The sequence below is a fragment of the Bradyrhizobium sp. S69 genome (assembly GCF_009766005.1).
Lineage (GTDB): Bacteria > Pseudomonadota > Alphaproteobacteria > Rhizobiales > Xanthobacteraceae > Bradyrhizobium.
The window spans coordinates 424,440-437,640 of the sequence record NZ_LMUK01000043.1; the positions used below are offsets into that span (position 1 = coordinate 424,440).

Here is a 13,201-nt window from a genome sequence, read left to right on the forward strand (position 1 = left end):
ATGCTATAGACTTCCCCCTCTGCAACCAACAAAAACTTCGAGCAAGAAGTCGTTCATGCCCTTTGATCGCGCCGTCCCCCGCCGCTCATTCGCCATTGCTCTCGCCGGACTTATCGTCGGACTTGCGCTCTGCGCGCCATGCTCGCAGCTTCCGGCTTACGCGGAGGCGCACTATCCCGACCGGCCGGTGCGCATCGTGCTGCCGTTTGCCGCGGGCGGCCTCGCCGACATCACGGCGCGCATCGTCGCGGACAAACTCAGCAACAAACTCGGCCAGCGCTTTTATGTCGAAAACCAGGCTGGCGCCGGCGGCATCACCGCGGCCCGAACGGTGTTATCGTCGCCGCCGGACGGCTATACCCTGGCGCTGTTCTCCAACGGAACCGCGGTCAGCGTCTCCCTGTTCGAGAAACTGCCGTTCGATCCGTTAAAAGATTTCGAGCCTATTTCCAGTCTTGGGTTTTTCGATTTTCTGTTTTGCACCGGCGGCAACTCGAAATTCAAGACGCTGGCGGACTTCGTCGCCGCGGCCAAAGCCAAACCCGGCGCGCTCAATGTCGGCACCATCAATGTCGGCGGCACGCAAAACCTGTCCGCCGAATTGTTCAAGACCGCGGCGGGCGTCGACTTCACCATCGTGCCCTACAAGACAACGCCTGAAATCCTGGTATCGCTGATGCAAGGCAATATTGACCTCATGGTCGAGGGCTACTCCTTGGTGAAGGGCAACCTTGCCGACGGGAAATTCCGCGTCCTGGCGTCGTCGGGTCCGGTGCGATCGGAAAGCACGCCTGATATCCCCACGGTGCAGGAGAGCGGCTTTGCCAGATATGACGTGGTGTCGTGGAATGCACTGTTTGCCCGCGCCGGCACGCCGCCGGAGATCATCGCGACGCTCAACGGCGCGTTGCAGGAGATCCTCGCCGACGCCGACGTCAAGAAGCGGCTGATCGAACTCGGTATCGAGGCCAAAGCCGGCACGCCGCAGGAGATTTCGGCCCGGCTCAAATCCGATATCGACAAATGGCGGGTCGTGATCGAGAAGGCCGGCATTCCAAAGCAGTAACCGCGCCAAAATTCGCGGACACCATTCCTGATCCGGAGATCGTTTCGAATGAACGAGAGTTCGCCCCATCCAAAACGCTGGAATATCGGTCTCGTCGGCTACGGTGAGGTCGGCCGCATTCTCGCCGAGGACCTGCGCAAGCAGGACGTCAAGGTGACCGCCTACGACCTCAAGCTTGGCAACAACCAGGCCGCGGGCCTGCGCGATCATGCCGTAGCGCACGGCGTCGGATTGGCGGCGTCGCACGCCGACCTCACGGCAAAAGCCGACTTCATCGTCTCCGCGGTCACCGCGAGCCAGGCGGTGCCGGTCGCGCAGGCCTGCGCGCCGGCGATACGACCGGGCGCGTTTTTCCTCGATTTCAATTCGTCCTCGCCGGGCGCCAAGGCCCGCGCGGCCGCGCTCGTCGATGGCAACCGCGGCCGCTACGTCGAAGGCGCCGTGATGACGTCGATCCCGCCTTACCGGATCAAGGTGCCGTTGCTGCTGGGCGGCGCCGGTGCCGGCGAACTGGCGCCGCTGCTGGTCGAGCTCGGCTTCGACGCCAAGGTCGCGAGCGATAAACTCGGCGTCGCCTCCGCCGTCAAGATGTGCCGCAGCGTGATGATCAAGGGCCTGGAGGCGATGGTGATCGAGAGCTTTACCACCGCGCGGGCCTATGGCGTCGAGGACGCGGTGCTGGCCTCGCTGGCGGAAACCTTTCCCAGCATCAACTGGGAGAAACAGGGCGCCTATTTCTTCCAGCGCGTGATCGAACACGGCCGGCGGCGCAGCGAGGAGGTCCGCGAAGTCGCCGAAACCGTGCGCGAGGCCGGCCTGACGCCGTGGTCGGCACAGGGCACCGCGGAACGCCAGGCGTGGGTTGCCGACCTCGCCGATGAAGGCCTGTTCGGCGAAAAAGGCACGCAAGGCTTTGCCCGCAGCGCCGACTGGCGCACCGAAGCCGATCGTATCCTGGCCATGGTCAAATCGAACAAGCCCGAGAAGTGAGCGGTCGCGGCGATGGCATTTGAGAAGACCCCCGGCTGGCTCGACTGGTACGCGGGCCCGACAAAACCGCGGTTCAAGCTGCCGGCCGGCGCGGTGGACGCGCATTGTCATGTGTTCGGTCCCGGCGCTGAATTTCCGTTCGCGGCCGAACGTAAATACACCCCGTGCGATGCCTCGAAGCGGCAGCTCTATGCCTTGCGCGACCATCTCGGCTTCGCGCGCAACGTGGTGGTGCAGGCGACCTGTCACGGCGCCGACAACCGCGCCATGGTCGACGCGCTGACCCATTCCAATGGTCGCGCGCGCGGTATTGCTACTGTCAGAAAAAGCGTTGGCGATGCCGAATTGCTGGCGATGCATGAAGCCGGCGTGCGTGGCGTGCGCTTCAACTTCGTCAAGCGGCTGGTCGATTTCACGCCGAAGGACGAACTGATGGAGATCGCCGGCCGCATTGCCAAACTCGGCTGGCACGTCGTGATCTATTTCGAGGCGGTCGATCTGCCTGAATTGTGGGATTTCTTCACCGCGCTGCCGACCATCATCGTGGTCGATCACATGGGCCGGCCCGATCTCGGCAAGCCGATCGATGGCGAGGAGTTCGGCCTGTTCGTGAAGTTCATGGAGCAGCACCCGAATGTCTGGTCCAAGGTCAGTTGTCCGGAACGGTTGTCGATCGCGGGACCACCAGCGCTGGGCGGCGAACGACACCCCTACCGCGACGTGATCCCGTTCGCCCGGCGCATCGTCGAGACGTTTCCCGACCGCGTGCTGTGGGGCACCGACTGGCCGCATCCGAATCTAAAGGGCCACATGCCCGACGACGGCCTGCTGGTCGATTTCATCCCGCACATCGCCACCACGCCCGAACTGCAACGCAAGCTGTTGGTCGACAACCCGATGCGGCTGTATTGGCCGGAAGAAGTTTGACGAACGCTACAATCCCTTGATCATGCCGGCATCGATCAGCAGCCGGTTGAAGCGGCGGGCTTCCGCGCCGTCCTTGCAGGCATAGAACACGCCGTTGCAGCGAAGCATGATGTTCTTCTGCTCCTCGAACGACGGATCGAGCGGAATGCCGGCGGCTTCCTGGATCACCAGCGGCAGATAGGCGCCATCGATGGTGTCCATCTCGGTCGGGCTCTTGACCGGTTCAAAATTGACCGCGTCGATCGCATAATAAGTCGCGTAATAGCGCGGGTCGTAATTCATCAGCTTGTTGCCGATCGCGGCCTCGTCCAGGCCGGGATCGAGCAGGTGCGGCGAAAACTCCGGCTGATGGTCGCCATAGCGCACGATCAGGAACGGCTGGCCTGGAAATTTCTTCTTCAGCCCGGCGACAAACGCGGTGTAATCGCCGACGCTCATCGCCTGTCGGCGCAGATATTCGTCGACCACGGGCCCGTTGCCGGGGCTGTGCCAGAACGGCATCAGGTCCGGGCGATATTTCGTTTCCCACGGAAAATGATTGGCGCCGAGATAGACGAACGCGAACAGCGGCGTCGCCGGCGTGTATTCCGACATCAGGTTCAAGGCCTTATCGTAGAAGAAGCTGTCGGGCTCGACATCCCGGGCGCCGAGATCGTGGGCGTCGTAAAAGCGCTCGATGCCGGTGGTGGCCTGGAAGCTGCGCGCGCTCATGAAAGCTCCGTAGGCCGGATAGAGCGAGAGCGTGCTGTAGCCGCAGCGCCGCAGCGCCAGCGGCAGACCGCGTTCGACCCTGCCCGACGCGATGCGGGTGACAAAGTAAGCGAACCGGCCGAACGAGCGCGACGACAGTCCGGCGAGCACGTTGTATTCGGTGAACCAGCTCGGACCGCCATTGCTTTCGGCGAGGAATCTACGTTCCTTGCCGTCGAACGAATTGAAGTAGCTGCCATAGCCTTTGGGCACCTTGATGCCATCGGCCTGGCGAATATCGAAACTGGATTCGTCGTGGATCATGACGATGTTCGGCCGCCGCCCGGCGGGGTGGCAGGAATCCAGCAACGGCACGCTGAGATGCTCGCCGGTCTCGACGCCGGATTCCATGAAGCCATACTGGATGAAATCCGATACCGCGGTGACGCCGGAGCGGGAGAATTTCGACAGATAGCCGTCGTCGTAATAACCGCGCCAGGCTTCATCCGGCCAGGCGAAGGCATAGCCGACCAGCGCCGCCAGGCACGCCAGCGCGCAAGCCACCGCCGGCAGACGACGAATCCGGAACGGATCGAGCCACCACAGCGCATACATCAAGGGAAGGATGACGACGGCGGCAGCGATTACCGACCAGCGCAGATGCGGGAAGATCGTGAACAAAAATGCCGCGGTGTCGCGGTCGATCACCATCAGGTCGACGAAGTTCGCCGTCATCTGCACGACGTCGTGCTTGAGCCGCGACAGCAGCACCAGCACCACCACCAGGGTCAGCGACAGCGCACCCGACAATGCGGGACGCCGCAGCAAGGCGATCCAGAAGAAGTTCAGGATGCCCCACGACAACAGAAAGCCGGTGCGCGAGCTGAGGTCGGTTTCAGTCTGAAACATCACGGCGAGCGCCGCCAATTGCGGAGCCGCGACGGCAAGCAACCGCCAGACCCCGACCGAGGCCAGACCGCCGGTCGCCGTCGTCGCAGATGGGCCTGGAATTGGCGCGAGCGCCATGGGCTAAACGCAACACGACCCGGCGCGGAGCTTGAGCCTGGGCTGGCGATGGCCAGGAGGCCGACGCCGCAGCCGGAGACTGCGGTGTGTCATAAAAACGTAATTCAACTGTCATGAACGCGCAATGAATTTGCCGTGGGCCTGCGCGGCCGGGTAAATTTGACGCTTCCAGGCCGCCTCACCCCTGCCGCGGGTGCCGGGCAATGCCGTCGATGAAGAGATCAAGAATGGCTTCGCCGGTCGCCTCGGCATCGGCGACGCCCCAGCGCGCGAAATGACCGTCGATATTCATCCGCGCAAAGCCATATACCAGCGCGCGGCCGGCGATCTGCACCGCCTTCAGGTCGGCAGCACGCAGCACGCCGTCGGCGAACGCCTGCGCCAACAGCCGCTCGGTCATTCCGATCAGTTCGGCATTGTCGCGCGTCAACTGCTCAGCCCCGTCGTGGTCGAACAGCCGCGCGGTCGAGATGATCTCGAAATGTGCCGGGTTGCGCATCGCCCAGCGCAGATATCCGAGGCCGAGGCCGCGGAACTGTGCCAGCGGATCGCTCGCCGGCGCCCGCGCCAATGCGGCCTCCAGCTCGACCCGAAAGCGCCGCTGCGCCTCCTCGGCCACCGCATTCATCAGCGCGTCGCGGCTTGGAAAATGCCGGAACGGCGCCCCCGGCGACACCCCGGCTCGGCGTGCGGCCTCGCGCACGCTGACCGCTTCAGGACCGCCCGCCTCGGCCAGATCCAGCGCGGCGTCGATCAGGACGCGCTTGAGATCGCCGTGGTGGTAGGGCCTCGCGGCCGCCGCGCGGCCGGCCGCCGGGCGTTTCGGCCGGACCGAAGCTGATTTGGCCGAAACTGACTTGGCAGGCACGGACTTGCTGGAGGCAGGCTTACGGGAATTCGGCATCCGCCTCCATAGCATCACCCGATCGTGAATGTAAGCACTGCATACACGATTGACGTAACGCCCCCGTGAAATGTAACTGATGATTACATTGTCAGACACGGAGGAAACAATGCCGTCGCATCGTCAAAACTGGTTCGAAGGCTGGCGGCTGTTCGCGGTGCTGGCGCTGACTCTGGTCGGCCTGTCGGTCTGGATTGCCGGCATGCGGGAATTCGAGGTCGATGGCGTGCGGATGGTGATCCGCTTCACGGCACGGACCTCACTGTTCTTCTTTTGCCTGGCTTTCAGCGCCGGCGCGCTGGCCCGGCTGTGGCCGAATGCCTGGACACGATGGCAGCGCCGCAACCGGCGCTTTCTCGGCGTCACCTTCGCCGCCTCGCATGCGATTCATGCCGCAGCCATCGTCTGCTTTGCGGTGATGTCCCCGCCGCTGTTCCGGGAAGCGACGTCGGCCGCCTCCTTCATCTTCGGCGGCATCGGTTACGCCTTCATCATCGCGATGTCGGCGACCTCGTTCGACCGCAGCGCCGCGGCGATCGGCGCGCGCACCTGGCGTATCCTGCACCTGTCCGGCGGCTATTATTTGCTGCTGCAGTTCACGGTGTCGTTCGGCAAGCGGATCCCGGACATGCCGCTTTACGCGCTTTTTCTGGTCCCGCTCTTCGCGGTCTTTGCGCTCAGGTTGATCGCGATGTCGTCACGCCTGCGGCCGATGATGGCGGCGGAGTGATCCGGCGCGGCGGCGCAAGATAGCGCTACTCCTCCGTCGTTAAATGAAATTGCCGACCCAGCCGATGGTGTACGGTGATCACGGCCCGATCGACGTCGCTGATGAGACTATCGCCGATGATGACGTTGGGCATTTCCCAGTTACGCCCCGCGCGGACATCGGGAAGCCGCCGGACACCCGGAACCGATGCGGTTTCGCATCCCGGCTGATCGCGCAACGCCTCGTTCGCGAGCTGCGTCAGCTCCGCGCTGTTTTTGCCGGTCGTCGTCACAATAGCCGCAATATCTTCTTCGACAGCCTCATGCCGGCGGCATCAGGCCGAGGCGCTTGGCGATGATCTTGTCGACCATGCGCTTGGGCAGCGTCGAGACGATCAGCTGCCGCATCGGATCGGGCGCGATCTGGTAGCGTACTTTCGGATTCGGCGATGTCAGGGCTTCCAGAATCCGCTCAGCAATTTTCTCCGGCGGCAATCCGATTTCGCTGAGTTCCTTGGCGAAATCGAGCATCTTCGCCCGGGCGACACGGTACGGCGAGTTGCTGTCAACGGGAGCAGCCGCTGCGCCACTCTTGCCCCAGATCGGCGTCTTCACCGCGCCGGGCGCGACAATAATCACATCGATACCGAACAGCATCAGCTCGCGGCGCAGGCTTTCCGAAAGTCCCTCGACCGCATGTTTCGATGCCGAGTAGGCCGAGGTCAGCGGATTACCGCTTTTGCCGGCGACCGACGAGATCATCACGATCCGCCCCTTGGGTCCCTTCAACTCCGGATCGGACCCGAGCAGCGGACCGAAGGCCTGGACCGCAAGAATTGGCCCGATGACATTGATATCCATCTGCTGGCGGAATTGCTCGATCGGCAATTCGAGCAGCGGACCGGCCACCGCGATGCCCGCATTGTTGACGAGGCCGGCCAGCGTCTCGCCGCCGAGCGCCGCGCGAACCTCGCGCGCGGCGGACAATACCGCCGCCTCATCGGTGACATCGAACAGCAGCGGGGTGAAATTGGCGCCGAATTCACTTTTCAAACGGTCGGCGTCGGCCTGCTGGCGCACGCTGCCGAACACCCGAAATCCGCGATCGAGCAACATTTTCGCGGTAGCCCAGCCGATGCCGGTGGACGCCCCGGTAATGACAACGGATCTCATGATGCTTACCCCCGGGAGACTGCAGATCGTTCTGCACACTTTCCCGCTTGGAGGGTAAGCAGACCGGGGAGTAAAGCAAGGCCGGTGTAGCGCGCTTGCACCGCTCCGCCGAGCCGGGACGCAACTTTTCGTGGTGTGCGGCCATAGCCCCCGGATCAGGCGACATACCTTGCCGATGGTACCGCTGCATCCACTTCGAATTCGCAATGCGGAACGGGATGGCCGAACAGATAGCCTTGGGCAAAATCGATCCCCGTGGCCCGCAACGACTCGAACTGTTCGCTACTCTCAACGCCCTTGGCCGCTGTCGCGATATCGAGGCCGCGCGCCAATGCGAGCACGGAAGCAATGACCGCCGCACAATCGCGGCGGTTTGCAAAACCTTGCGTGAAAGCCTTGTCGATCTTGATCTTGTCGAACGGAAAGTCGGTCAAGTAACCCGCGGAGGAGTATCCCGCCCCGCAATTGTCGAGGACCAACGAGACACCGAGATTTTTCAATTGCCTGAGTGTCTGCAGATGCGTCGCCTGGCTTTTTTCCAGAAGCGAGAGCTCTGCGATTTCAAGCTCCAGTCGCTGCGGCGGCAGGCCGGATTCAATCAGCGCGCGCGTTATTACCTCGAAAAGGTTTCCCTTGTTGAATTGAACAGCGGAGATGTTGATGGCAATACTGATATGCGGAGGCCAGGCGGCGGCATCCGCGCAAGCCTGCTGCAGAATCCATTCTCCAAGCGGCAGCATCAGACCCGTGGATTCCGCGAGCGGGAGGAATTGATCGGGAGCCAGAAGGCCTCTCGACGGATGATGCCAGCGAACAAATGCCTCCGCCCCGCACATCCGACGCGTTTTGATATTGATCAAGGGCTGATAATGCAACTCGAATTCATTCTGCGATATCGCCTCACGCAGCTCACTTTCCGTCGACTTCAGAATTTCTGCCGCTTCGATAAGTTCGGGTTGGAATATGCGGAAGCCGTTTCGCCCACCGGACTTTGCCGCGTAAAGTGCAAGATCCGCCCTTTTCAAGAGAGAAGCGGCGTCGGCGCCGTGCTCCGGAGCGAAGGCAATTCCGATGCTGGCCCCGACGCCGATGCGATGGCCATTGAGATCGAATGGCTTTTCGATGGTCTTTATGATTCTCAACGCTAGCGCGGCGGCGCCCTCACTCTGGTTCCGTTCGTTTTCCTGGATGATTGCGAATTCGTCGCCGCCCAGGCGAGCCAGCACATCGGCATCGCGAAGCGACGACGTGAGGCGTCGCGCGACCTCGACCAGCAACCGATCGCCGGCCGGATGTCCCAGCGTGTCATTCACATTCTTGAATTTGTCCAGGTCCAGCACCAGGACTGTAAACGTGGTGCCGTGACGCTGAAGCCGCTTCGCGGCGTCGTCGAGTTTCTCGGCGAACAGCGCGCGGTTTGCCAGACCGGTGAGCAGATCGTGCTGCGCAAGAAAGGCGATCCTCTCCTCACTCCGCGCCCGATCGGTGATGTCCTCGTGAGTGGTAAGCCAGCCGCCGTTTGGCATCATATGCCGCGCGATCGCGACCACGCGGCCATCGGCGAGTTCCTGGATTTCTTTCGCCTCCTTCACGTTTTTTTTGACATAGGTGTCTGCAGCCACCTCGAAATTGGTGCCCTTCTCGCGGCGGTATTCGAGAATTTGCCGCAGTGACGTACCCGGCTCTATCTGATCAAGGCTGAGATGATAGATTTCTGCATAGCGGGCATTTGAGACCACGACCTTCTGCTCCGCGTCGAACATGCAGAGCCCTTGGGACATATTGTTCAGCGCGGCATCGAAGCGCTCGTTGATCCCCTCAAGTTCGGTGGCTTTCTCGGCCAGCAATTGCTCGGCACGTCTCTGTTCCGTGACGTCCTCGTGGGTCGCAACCCAGCCACCGTCCGGCAGCGGTTTGCGTTGAATAAATATCCTGCGGCCATCGGCCGGTTCGTAATTCTGCTTCGGTTCCGTTGGCATCAATTGGGTATGTTGATCGACAGTCAATTCGCTGGTTTCACCGCGGTCAACATAGTGTTGTAAAATCCGGCTCAATGGTGTGCCCGGCATCACCAGTTCGTCCGGCAGGCTATACATCTGCTGGAAGCGGCTATTCGCAATCACCAGTCTCTTGTCCGCATCAAACAGGCAAAGCCCCTGCGACATGTTGCTGATGGCGACGTCGAAGCGGTCATTCGTCCTCGCCAGGGCACGAGTCTTCACCGCGAGAGCACTGGTCTGCCGCACCAGCAGAAACGTACCGAATAGTATGACGACGATGATCGCAACAACCAGCGGACCGAATGTATAGAGGTGCCGGTACCAAGGACCCAAAACATCCGAGCGGGCAAAGCTGACGAGTAGTACCAGCGGCAGGCCACGCACCGCCTTGTATCCAGCGACACGGTGCACTCCATCGACAATGCTTACCGTCTCGTAGGATCCCGCTTCCGATCTTGGCAAATATTCCGTAAGAAGCGCGCCATTTGCAAACGATTTTCCAAGCGCGCTCTCCAGCGCCGGTTCGCGCGCAAGAAGTTGGCCATTGCGATGCAACAACAGAACTGAACCGTTATAACCCAGATCGATGGAGCGGTAGATCTTTGTAAAATACGATTGATCGAGCGGCGCGGTGACGATACCCGCAAAACGGCCGTCGGCGTTGCTTAGCCGCCGCGATGCCGCGGTGAACCATTTGTCGCCAGCCGCTGAAAGATAGGGTGGCGCAATAAATAGCCGATCGCTGGCGCTATCGCGTTGCGCGACGAAATGCGACATTCCGGATATATTGCTGCGTGGCAGCGCATGGTCATAGGAATGAGCGAGTACCTCCCCTGACGCGTCGGTCCATCCGACGGCGACGAGGACGGGCGAGCCTTTTTGCAACTGACGCAGGGCAGCATTGGCTGCACCGGGAGCGGCATACTCTCCGGACAGGCTATTTCTGCGAATGGCTGCCGCTTCAAGCAGAACACGATCGACATCTTCAAATGTCAGCGCGGTGTGCTCGGCGAGAATCGCCGCAAAGCTCTGGGCATTGGTTTTTGCGGCCGCGATCGTATCACGGTACCGGGCTTCCAGGTCCGTGAGAAATAGAACGATTGTCGCGGCTGAAAGCAGGACGCCAAGCACCGTCAGCGACGATCCCGGTGATCTGGCCAGCCTTCGATAGATTTCCCGCATCACAAATCCGCGTTACAACGAGTACCGGCTCACCGTCGCCCCGCATCATTAATATTTCGCACATAATATAACGAAGATACGCATTAAGCTCCCGGTTGGCCTGACTTGACTCCGGTAGTCTTACGGGGCTGCGGGGGTTGGAGTCATTAACCGGCCATGGCTATAGATTTTGGACGGCGTCCAGCCGTGCGGAGCTAGCGTGATGGTCGAAACGCGGCGCGCGCCACGTCATCGAGTGTTGAAGGCCGGAAAGATCGATTTTGGCGGAGGCGCAATCGATTGCACTGTCCGCAACCTGTCGAATACCGGAGCGGCGATCGAGGTGTCCAACCAAATCGGGATCCCTGAGAAATTCACGTTGGTTGTGCCCGGCGATGGATTGCATCTGCCCTGCCATATCATGTGGCGTAAGGGATACCGGATCGGCGTGACGTTCGATTGAACTGGCTGACGGTCGAAACCATCCTTCGCCGCCGGCCACTCGAGCAGCGGATCGACGAACAAACGCTGAAGCTCGCCTGGAAGGATTTCGGTAAGCTGTCGGCGGAAACCGCCCAGCGCATCGTGCGCTTCTGGCACGTGCCAAATAAAATTGAAAACTAGGGTTTGTAGCGGGAGCGGGCTGGAACCGTCTCATGTCCCAGACGCGGTGCAGCGCATAGCGCTGCTCCGCAGAGCCAGGGTCCAAACTTTCATCGTCGGCTCACGGACCCCGGATCAGCAACGCACCACGCCGCAAAGCGGCGCGCTGCGCTGCATCCGGGAAACAGGCCTTAGTTCTTGCTCTTGTCGACCAGCGCGCCCTTCTTGATCCACGGCATCATGTCGCGGAGTTTCTCGCCGACTTCCTCGATCGGATGGGCCGCGAGCTTGGCGCGGGTGGCCTTGAACGAGGTCTGGTTGACCTTGTTTTCCAGCATCCAGTCGCGCGCGAACTTGCCGGACTGGATGTCGTTGAGCACGCGCTTCATCTCGGCCTTGGTCTCCGAGGTGACGATGCGCGGGCCGGTGACATATTCGCCATATTCGGCGGTGTTGGAGATCGAATAGTTCATGTTGGCGATGCCGCCTTCATAGATCAGGTCGACGATCAGCTTCACTTCGTGCAGGCATTCGAAATACGCCATCTCCGGCGCGTAGCCGGCTTCCACCAGCGTCTCGAAGCCGCCCTTGATCAGCTCGACCAGGCCGCCGCACAACACCACCTGCTCGCCGAACAGGTCGGTCTCGCACTCTTCCTTGAACGAGGTCTCGATGATGCCGGCGCGACCGCCGCCGATCGCCGAGGCGTAGCTCAGCCCGAGATCATGGGCGTTGCCCGAGACGTCCTTGGCGATCGCGATCAGGCAGGGCACGCCGCCGCCGCGCTGATATTCCGAACGCACGGTGTGGCCGGGGCCCTTCGGCGCGATCATCAGCACGTCCAGATCGGCGCGCGGATCGAGCAGATTGAAATGCACGTTGAGGCCGTGCGCGAACACCAGCGCCGACCCCTTCTTCATGTTGTCGTGCAGGTGCTCGCGATAGATGTCGCCCTGCAACTCGTCGGGGGTGAGCATCATCACGAGGTCGGCCCATTTCGCGGCTTCGGCGACTTCCATCACCTTGAAGCCGGCGGCTTCGGCCTTCTTGGCCGAGGCCGAACCCTTGCGCAGCGCGATGGCGACGTCCTTGACGCCGGAATCCTTCAGGTTCAGCGCATGGGCGTGGCCCTGGCTGCCGTAGCCGACGATGACGACCTTCTTGCCCTTGATCAGGTTCAGGTCGGCGTCGCGATCGTAATAAACACGCATGGTCGTTTCCTCTTCAGCGGCCACAATCGGCCTATAAGTCAGGGGGTTAAGCGATGTGCTTGGTAAATTTCCGGCGTTGTCTAGTCCATTTTCGGCCTCAGGGGAAACCCTCATCTCGCATGGCGCGTTGCGGCATCATGCGTGCATGAATACCGGGTAGAGCGAAGCCAGCAGCAATACCGCCATGATGACGTTGAAGGCCCGTACCGTCCTGCGGGAGCTCAGGATCGGCCGCAGCGAGCTGCCGAACATCGCCCAGGCCGTGCACGACAGCGCGCCCAGAATGAGGCTCAGCACCACCTGGATGGTAATGTTCCAGGGATAGGTCGCGATCGCCGCATAGGCGGTGATGGTGCCGATCACCATCACCCAGCCCTTGGCGTTGATCCACTGGAACATCGCCGCGCCCCAGAACGTCATTGGGCCCCGACGGTTATCCTGCTCCGGCATCACCGGCTCGGCTATCGCGATCGCAGCGGCGAGGTAGACCAGATAGGCAACGCCGGCATATTTCAGGATGGTCTGCAGCACCGGATAGGCGATGAAAATGGTTCCAAGCCCTACTCCCACCGCGCCCACCATGAAGGCGAACCCGACGGTGATGCCCGCGATATGCGGCAAGGTGCGGCGGAAGCCATAGGTCAGCCCGGACGACAACAGCATGATGTTGTTCGGCCCCGGCGTGAAAAACATCACCACGGCAAACACCACAAAGGCGATCAGAAGCGGCTGCGACATGCGA

The 13,201-nt window shown here is 61.5% G+C and carries 13 protein-coding genes; 6 read left to right on the top strand and 7 right to left on the bottom strand.

All coding sequences use genetic code 11. From position 1 onward, the window contains the following. The first annotated feature begins 55 nt into the window (after positions 1-55). The 3 genes from GSQ88_RS24350 to GSQ88_RS24360 are packed head-to-tail and all read left to right on the top strand — an operon-like array spanning position 56 to position 2,983. Positions 56-1,066 (top strand): Bug family tripartite tricarboxylate transporter substrate binding protein, encoded by a 1,011-nt coding sequence (locus GSQ88_RS24350; protein WP_159010289.1) that lies wholly within the window; start codon positions 56-58, stop codon positions 1,064-1,066. Between the two features lie 48 nt (positions 1,067-1,114). Continuing rightward, positions 1,115-2,056 (top strand): NAD(P)-dependent oxidoreductase, encoded by a 942-nt coding sequence (locus tag GSQ88_RS24355; RefSeq protein WP_159010290.1) that lies wholly within the window; start codon positions 1,115-1,117, stop codon positions 2,054-2,056. Between the two features lie 12 nt (positions 2,057-2,068). After that, entirely contained in the window at positions 2,069-2,983 is a 915-nt protein-coding gene (locus GSQ88_RS24360) for an amidohydrolase family protein (protein ID WP_159010291.1), read from the top strand. Between the two features lie 6 nt (positions 2,984-2,989). Here GSQ88_RS24360 and GSQ88_RS24365 read toward each other — a convergent pair whose 3' ends face one another. Next, complete coding sequence (locus tag GSQ88_RS24365) at positions 2,990-4,699, bottom strand: sulfatase-like hydrolase/transferase (RefSeq protein ID WP_159010292.1); 1,710 nt, start codon at positions 4,697-4,699, stop codon at positions 2,990-2,992. Between the two features lie 178 nt (positions 4,700-4,877). After that, complete coding sequence (locus GSQ88_RS24370) at positions 4,878-5,603, bottom strand: TetR/AcrR family transcriptional regulator (protein WP_159010293.1); 726 nt, start codon at positions 5,601-5,603, stop codon at positions 4,878-4,880. A 109-nt stretch (positions 5,604-5,712) separates the two neighbouring features. On the opposite strand from GSQ88_RS24370, the gene GSQ88_RS24375 reads away from it, so the two are divergent. After that, positions 5,713-6,333: a hypothetical protein gene (locus GSQ88_RS24375; RefSeq protein WP_159010294.1), complete on the top strand. Its 621-nt coding sequence runs from the start codon at positions 5,713-5,715 to the stop codon at positions 6,331-6,333. 25 nt (positions 6,334-6,358) lie between these two features. Here GSQ88_RS24375 and GSQ88_RS24380 read toward each other — a convergent pair whose 3' ends face one another. The 3 genes from GSQ88_RS24380 to GSQ88_RS24390 all read right to left on the bottom strand — a co-directional run bounded on the left by GSQ88_RS24380 (position 6,359) and on the right by GSQ88_RS24390 (position 10,666). Then, a complete protein-coding gene (locus tag GSQ88_RS24380; RefSeq protein WP_159010295.1) occupies positions 6,359-6,604 on the bottom strand; it encodes a hypothetical protein in 246 nt (81 codons plus the stop codon). Positions 6,605-6,632: 28 nt separating this feature from the next. After that, positions 6,633-7,484 (bottom strand): SDR family oxidoreductase, encoded by an 852-nt coding sequence (locus GSQ88_RS24385; protein WP_159010296.1) that lies wholly within the window; start codon positions 7,482-7,484, stop codon positions 6,633-6,635. A 155-nt stretch (positions 7,485-7,639) separates the two neighbouring features. Continuing rightward, complete coding sequence (locus GSQ88_RS24390) at positions 7,640-10,666, bottom strand: bifunctional diguanylate cyclase/phosphodiesterase (RefSeq protein WP_159010297.1); 3,027 nt, start codon at positions 10,664-10,666, stop codon at positions 7,640-7,642. A 202-nt stretch (positions 10,667-10,868) separates the two neighbouring features. On the opposite strand from GSQ88_RS24390, the gene GSQ88_RS24395 reads away from it, so the two are divergent. Further along, positions 10,869-11,108, top strand: a complete 240-nt coding sequence (locus tag GSQ88_RS24395) for a PilZ domain-containing protein (protein ID WP_159010298.1) — start codon at positions 10,869-10,871, stop codon at positions 11,106-11,108. Continuing rightward, positions 11,105-11,269, top strand: a complete 165-nt coding sequence (locus GSQ88_RS24400) for a hypothetical protein (RefSeq protein ID WP_159010299.1) — start codon at positions 11,105-11,107, stop codon at positions 11,267-11,269. The genes GSQ88_RS24395 and GSQ88_RS24400 overlap by 4 nt, the downstream gene beginning before the upstream one ends. Positions 11,270-11,439: 170 nt before the next feature. Here GSQ88_RS24400 and ilvC read toward each other — a convergent pair whose 3' ends face one another. Both ilvC and GSQ88_RS24410 read right to left on the bottom strand, forming a co-directional pair. Beyond that, positions 11,440-12,573 carry a ketol-acid reductoisomerase gene (ilvC, locus tag GSQ88_RS24405; protein ID WP_283810702.1) on the bottom strand — a complete coding sequence of 378 codons (1,134 nt, stop codon included), beginning with the start codon at positions 12,571-12,573 and terminating at the stop codon, positions 11,440-11,442. 21 nt (positions 12,574-12,594) lie between these two features. Continuing rightward, the gene (locus tag GSQ88_RS24410) at positions 12,595-13,197 is read right to left on the bottom strand and encodes a LysE family translocator (protein ID WP_159010301.1); all 603 of its coding nucleotides are present in this window, start codon (positions 13,195-13,197) and stop codon (positions 12,595-12,597) included. Positions 13,198-13,201 lie beyond the last annotated feature (4 nt).

Coding starts and splice junctions, on each gene's coding strand:
- GSQ88_RS24355 (WP_159010290.1), top strand. CDS start 1,115: ATGAACGAGAGTTCGCCCCATCCAAAACGCTGGAATATCGGTCTCGTC.
- GSQ88_RS24395 (WP_159010298.1), top strand. CDS start 10,869: ATGGTCGAAACGCGGCGCGCGCCACGTCATCGAGTGTTGAAGGCCGGA.
- ilvC (WP_283810702.1), bottom strand. CDS start 12,573: ATGAGGGTTTCCCCTGAGGCCGAAAATGGACTAGACAACGCCGGAAAT.
- GSQ88_RS24385 (WP_159010296.1), bottom strand. CDS start 7,484: ATGAGATCCGTTGTCATTACCGGGGCGTCCACCGGCATCGGCTGGGCT.
- GSQ88_RS24390 (WP_159010297.1), bottom strand. CDS start 10,666: ATGCGGGAAATCTATCGAAGGCTGGCCAGATCACCGGGATCGTCGCTG.
- GSQ88_RS24375 (WP_159010294.1), top strand. CDS start 5,713: ATGCCGTCGCATCGTCAAAACTGGTTCGAAGGCTGGCGGCTGTTCGCG.
- GSQ88_RS24370 (WP_159010293.1), bottom strand. CDS start 5,603: ATGCCGAATTCCCGTAAGCCTGCCTCCAGCAAGTCCGTGCCTGCCAAG.
- GSQ88_RS24365 (WP_159010292.1), bottom strand. CDS start 4,699: ATGGCGCTCGCGCCAATTCCAGGCCCATCTGCGACGACGGCGACCGGC.
- GSQ88_RS24360 (WP_159010291.1), top strand. CDS start 2,069: ATGGCATTTGAGAAGACCCCCGGCTGGCTCGACTGGTACGCGGGCCCG.
- GSQ88_RS24350 (WP_159010289.1), top strand. CDS start 56: ATGCCCTTTGATCGCGCCGTCCCCCGCCGCTCATTCGCCATTGCTCTC.
- GSQ88_RS24410 (WP_159010301.1), bottom strand. CDS start 13,197: ATGTCGCAGCCGCTTCTGATCGCCTTTGTGGTGTTTGCCGTGGTGATG.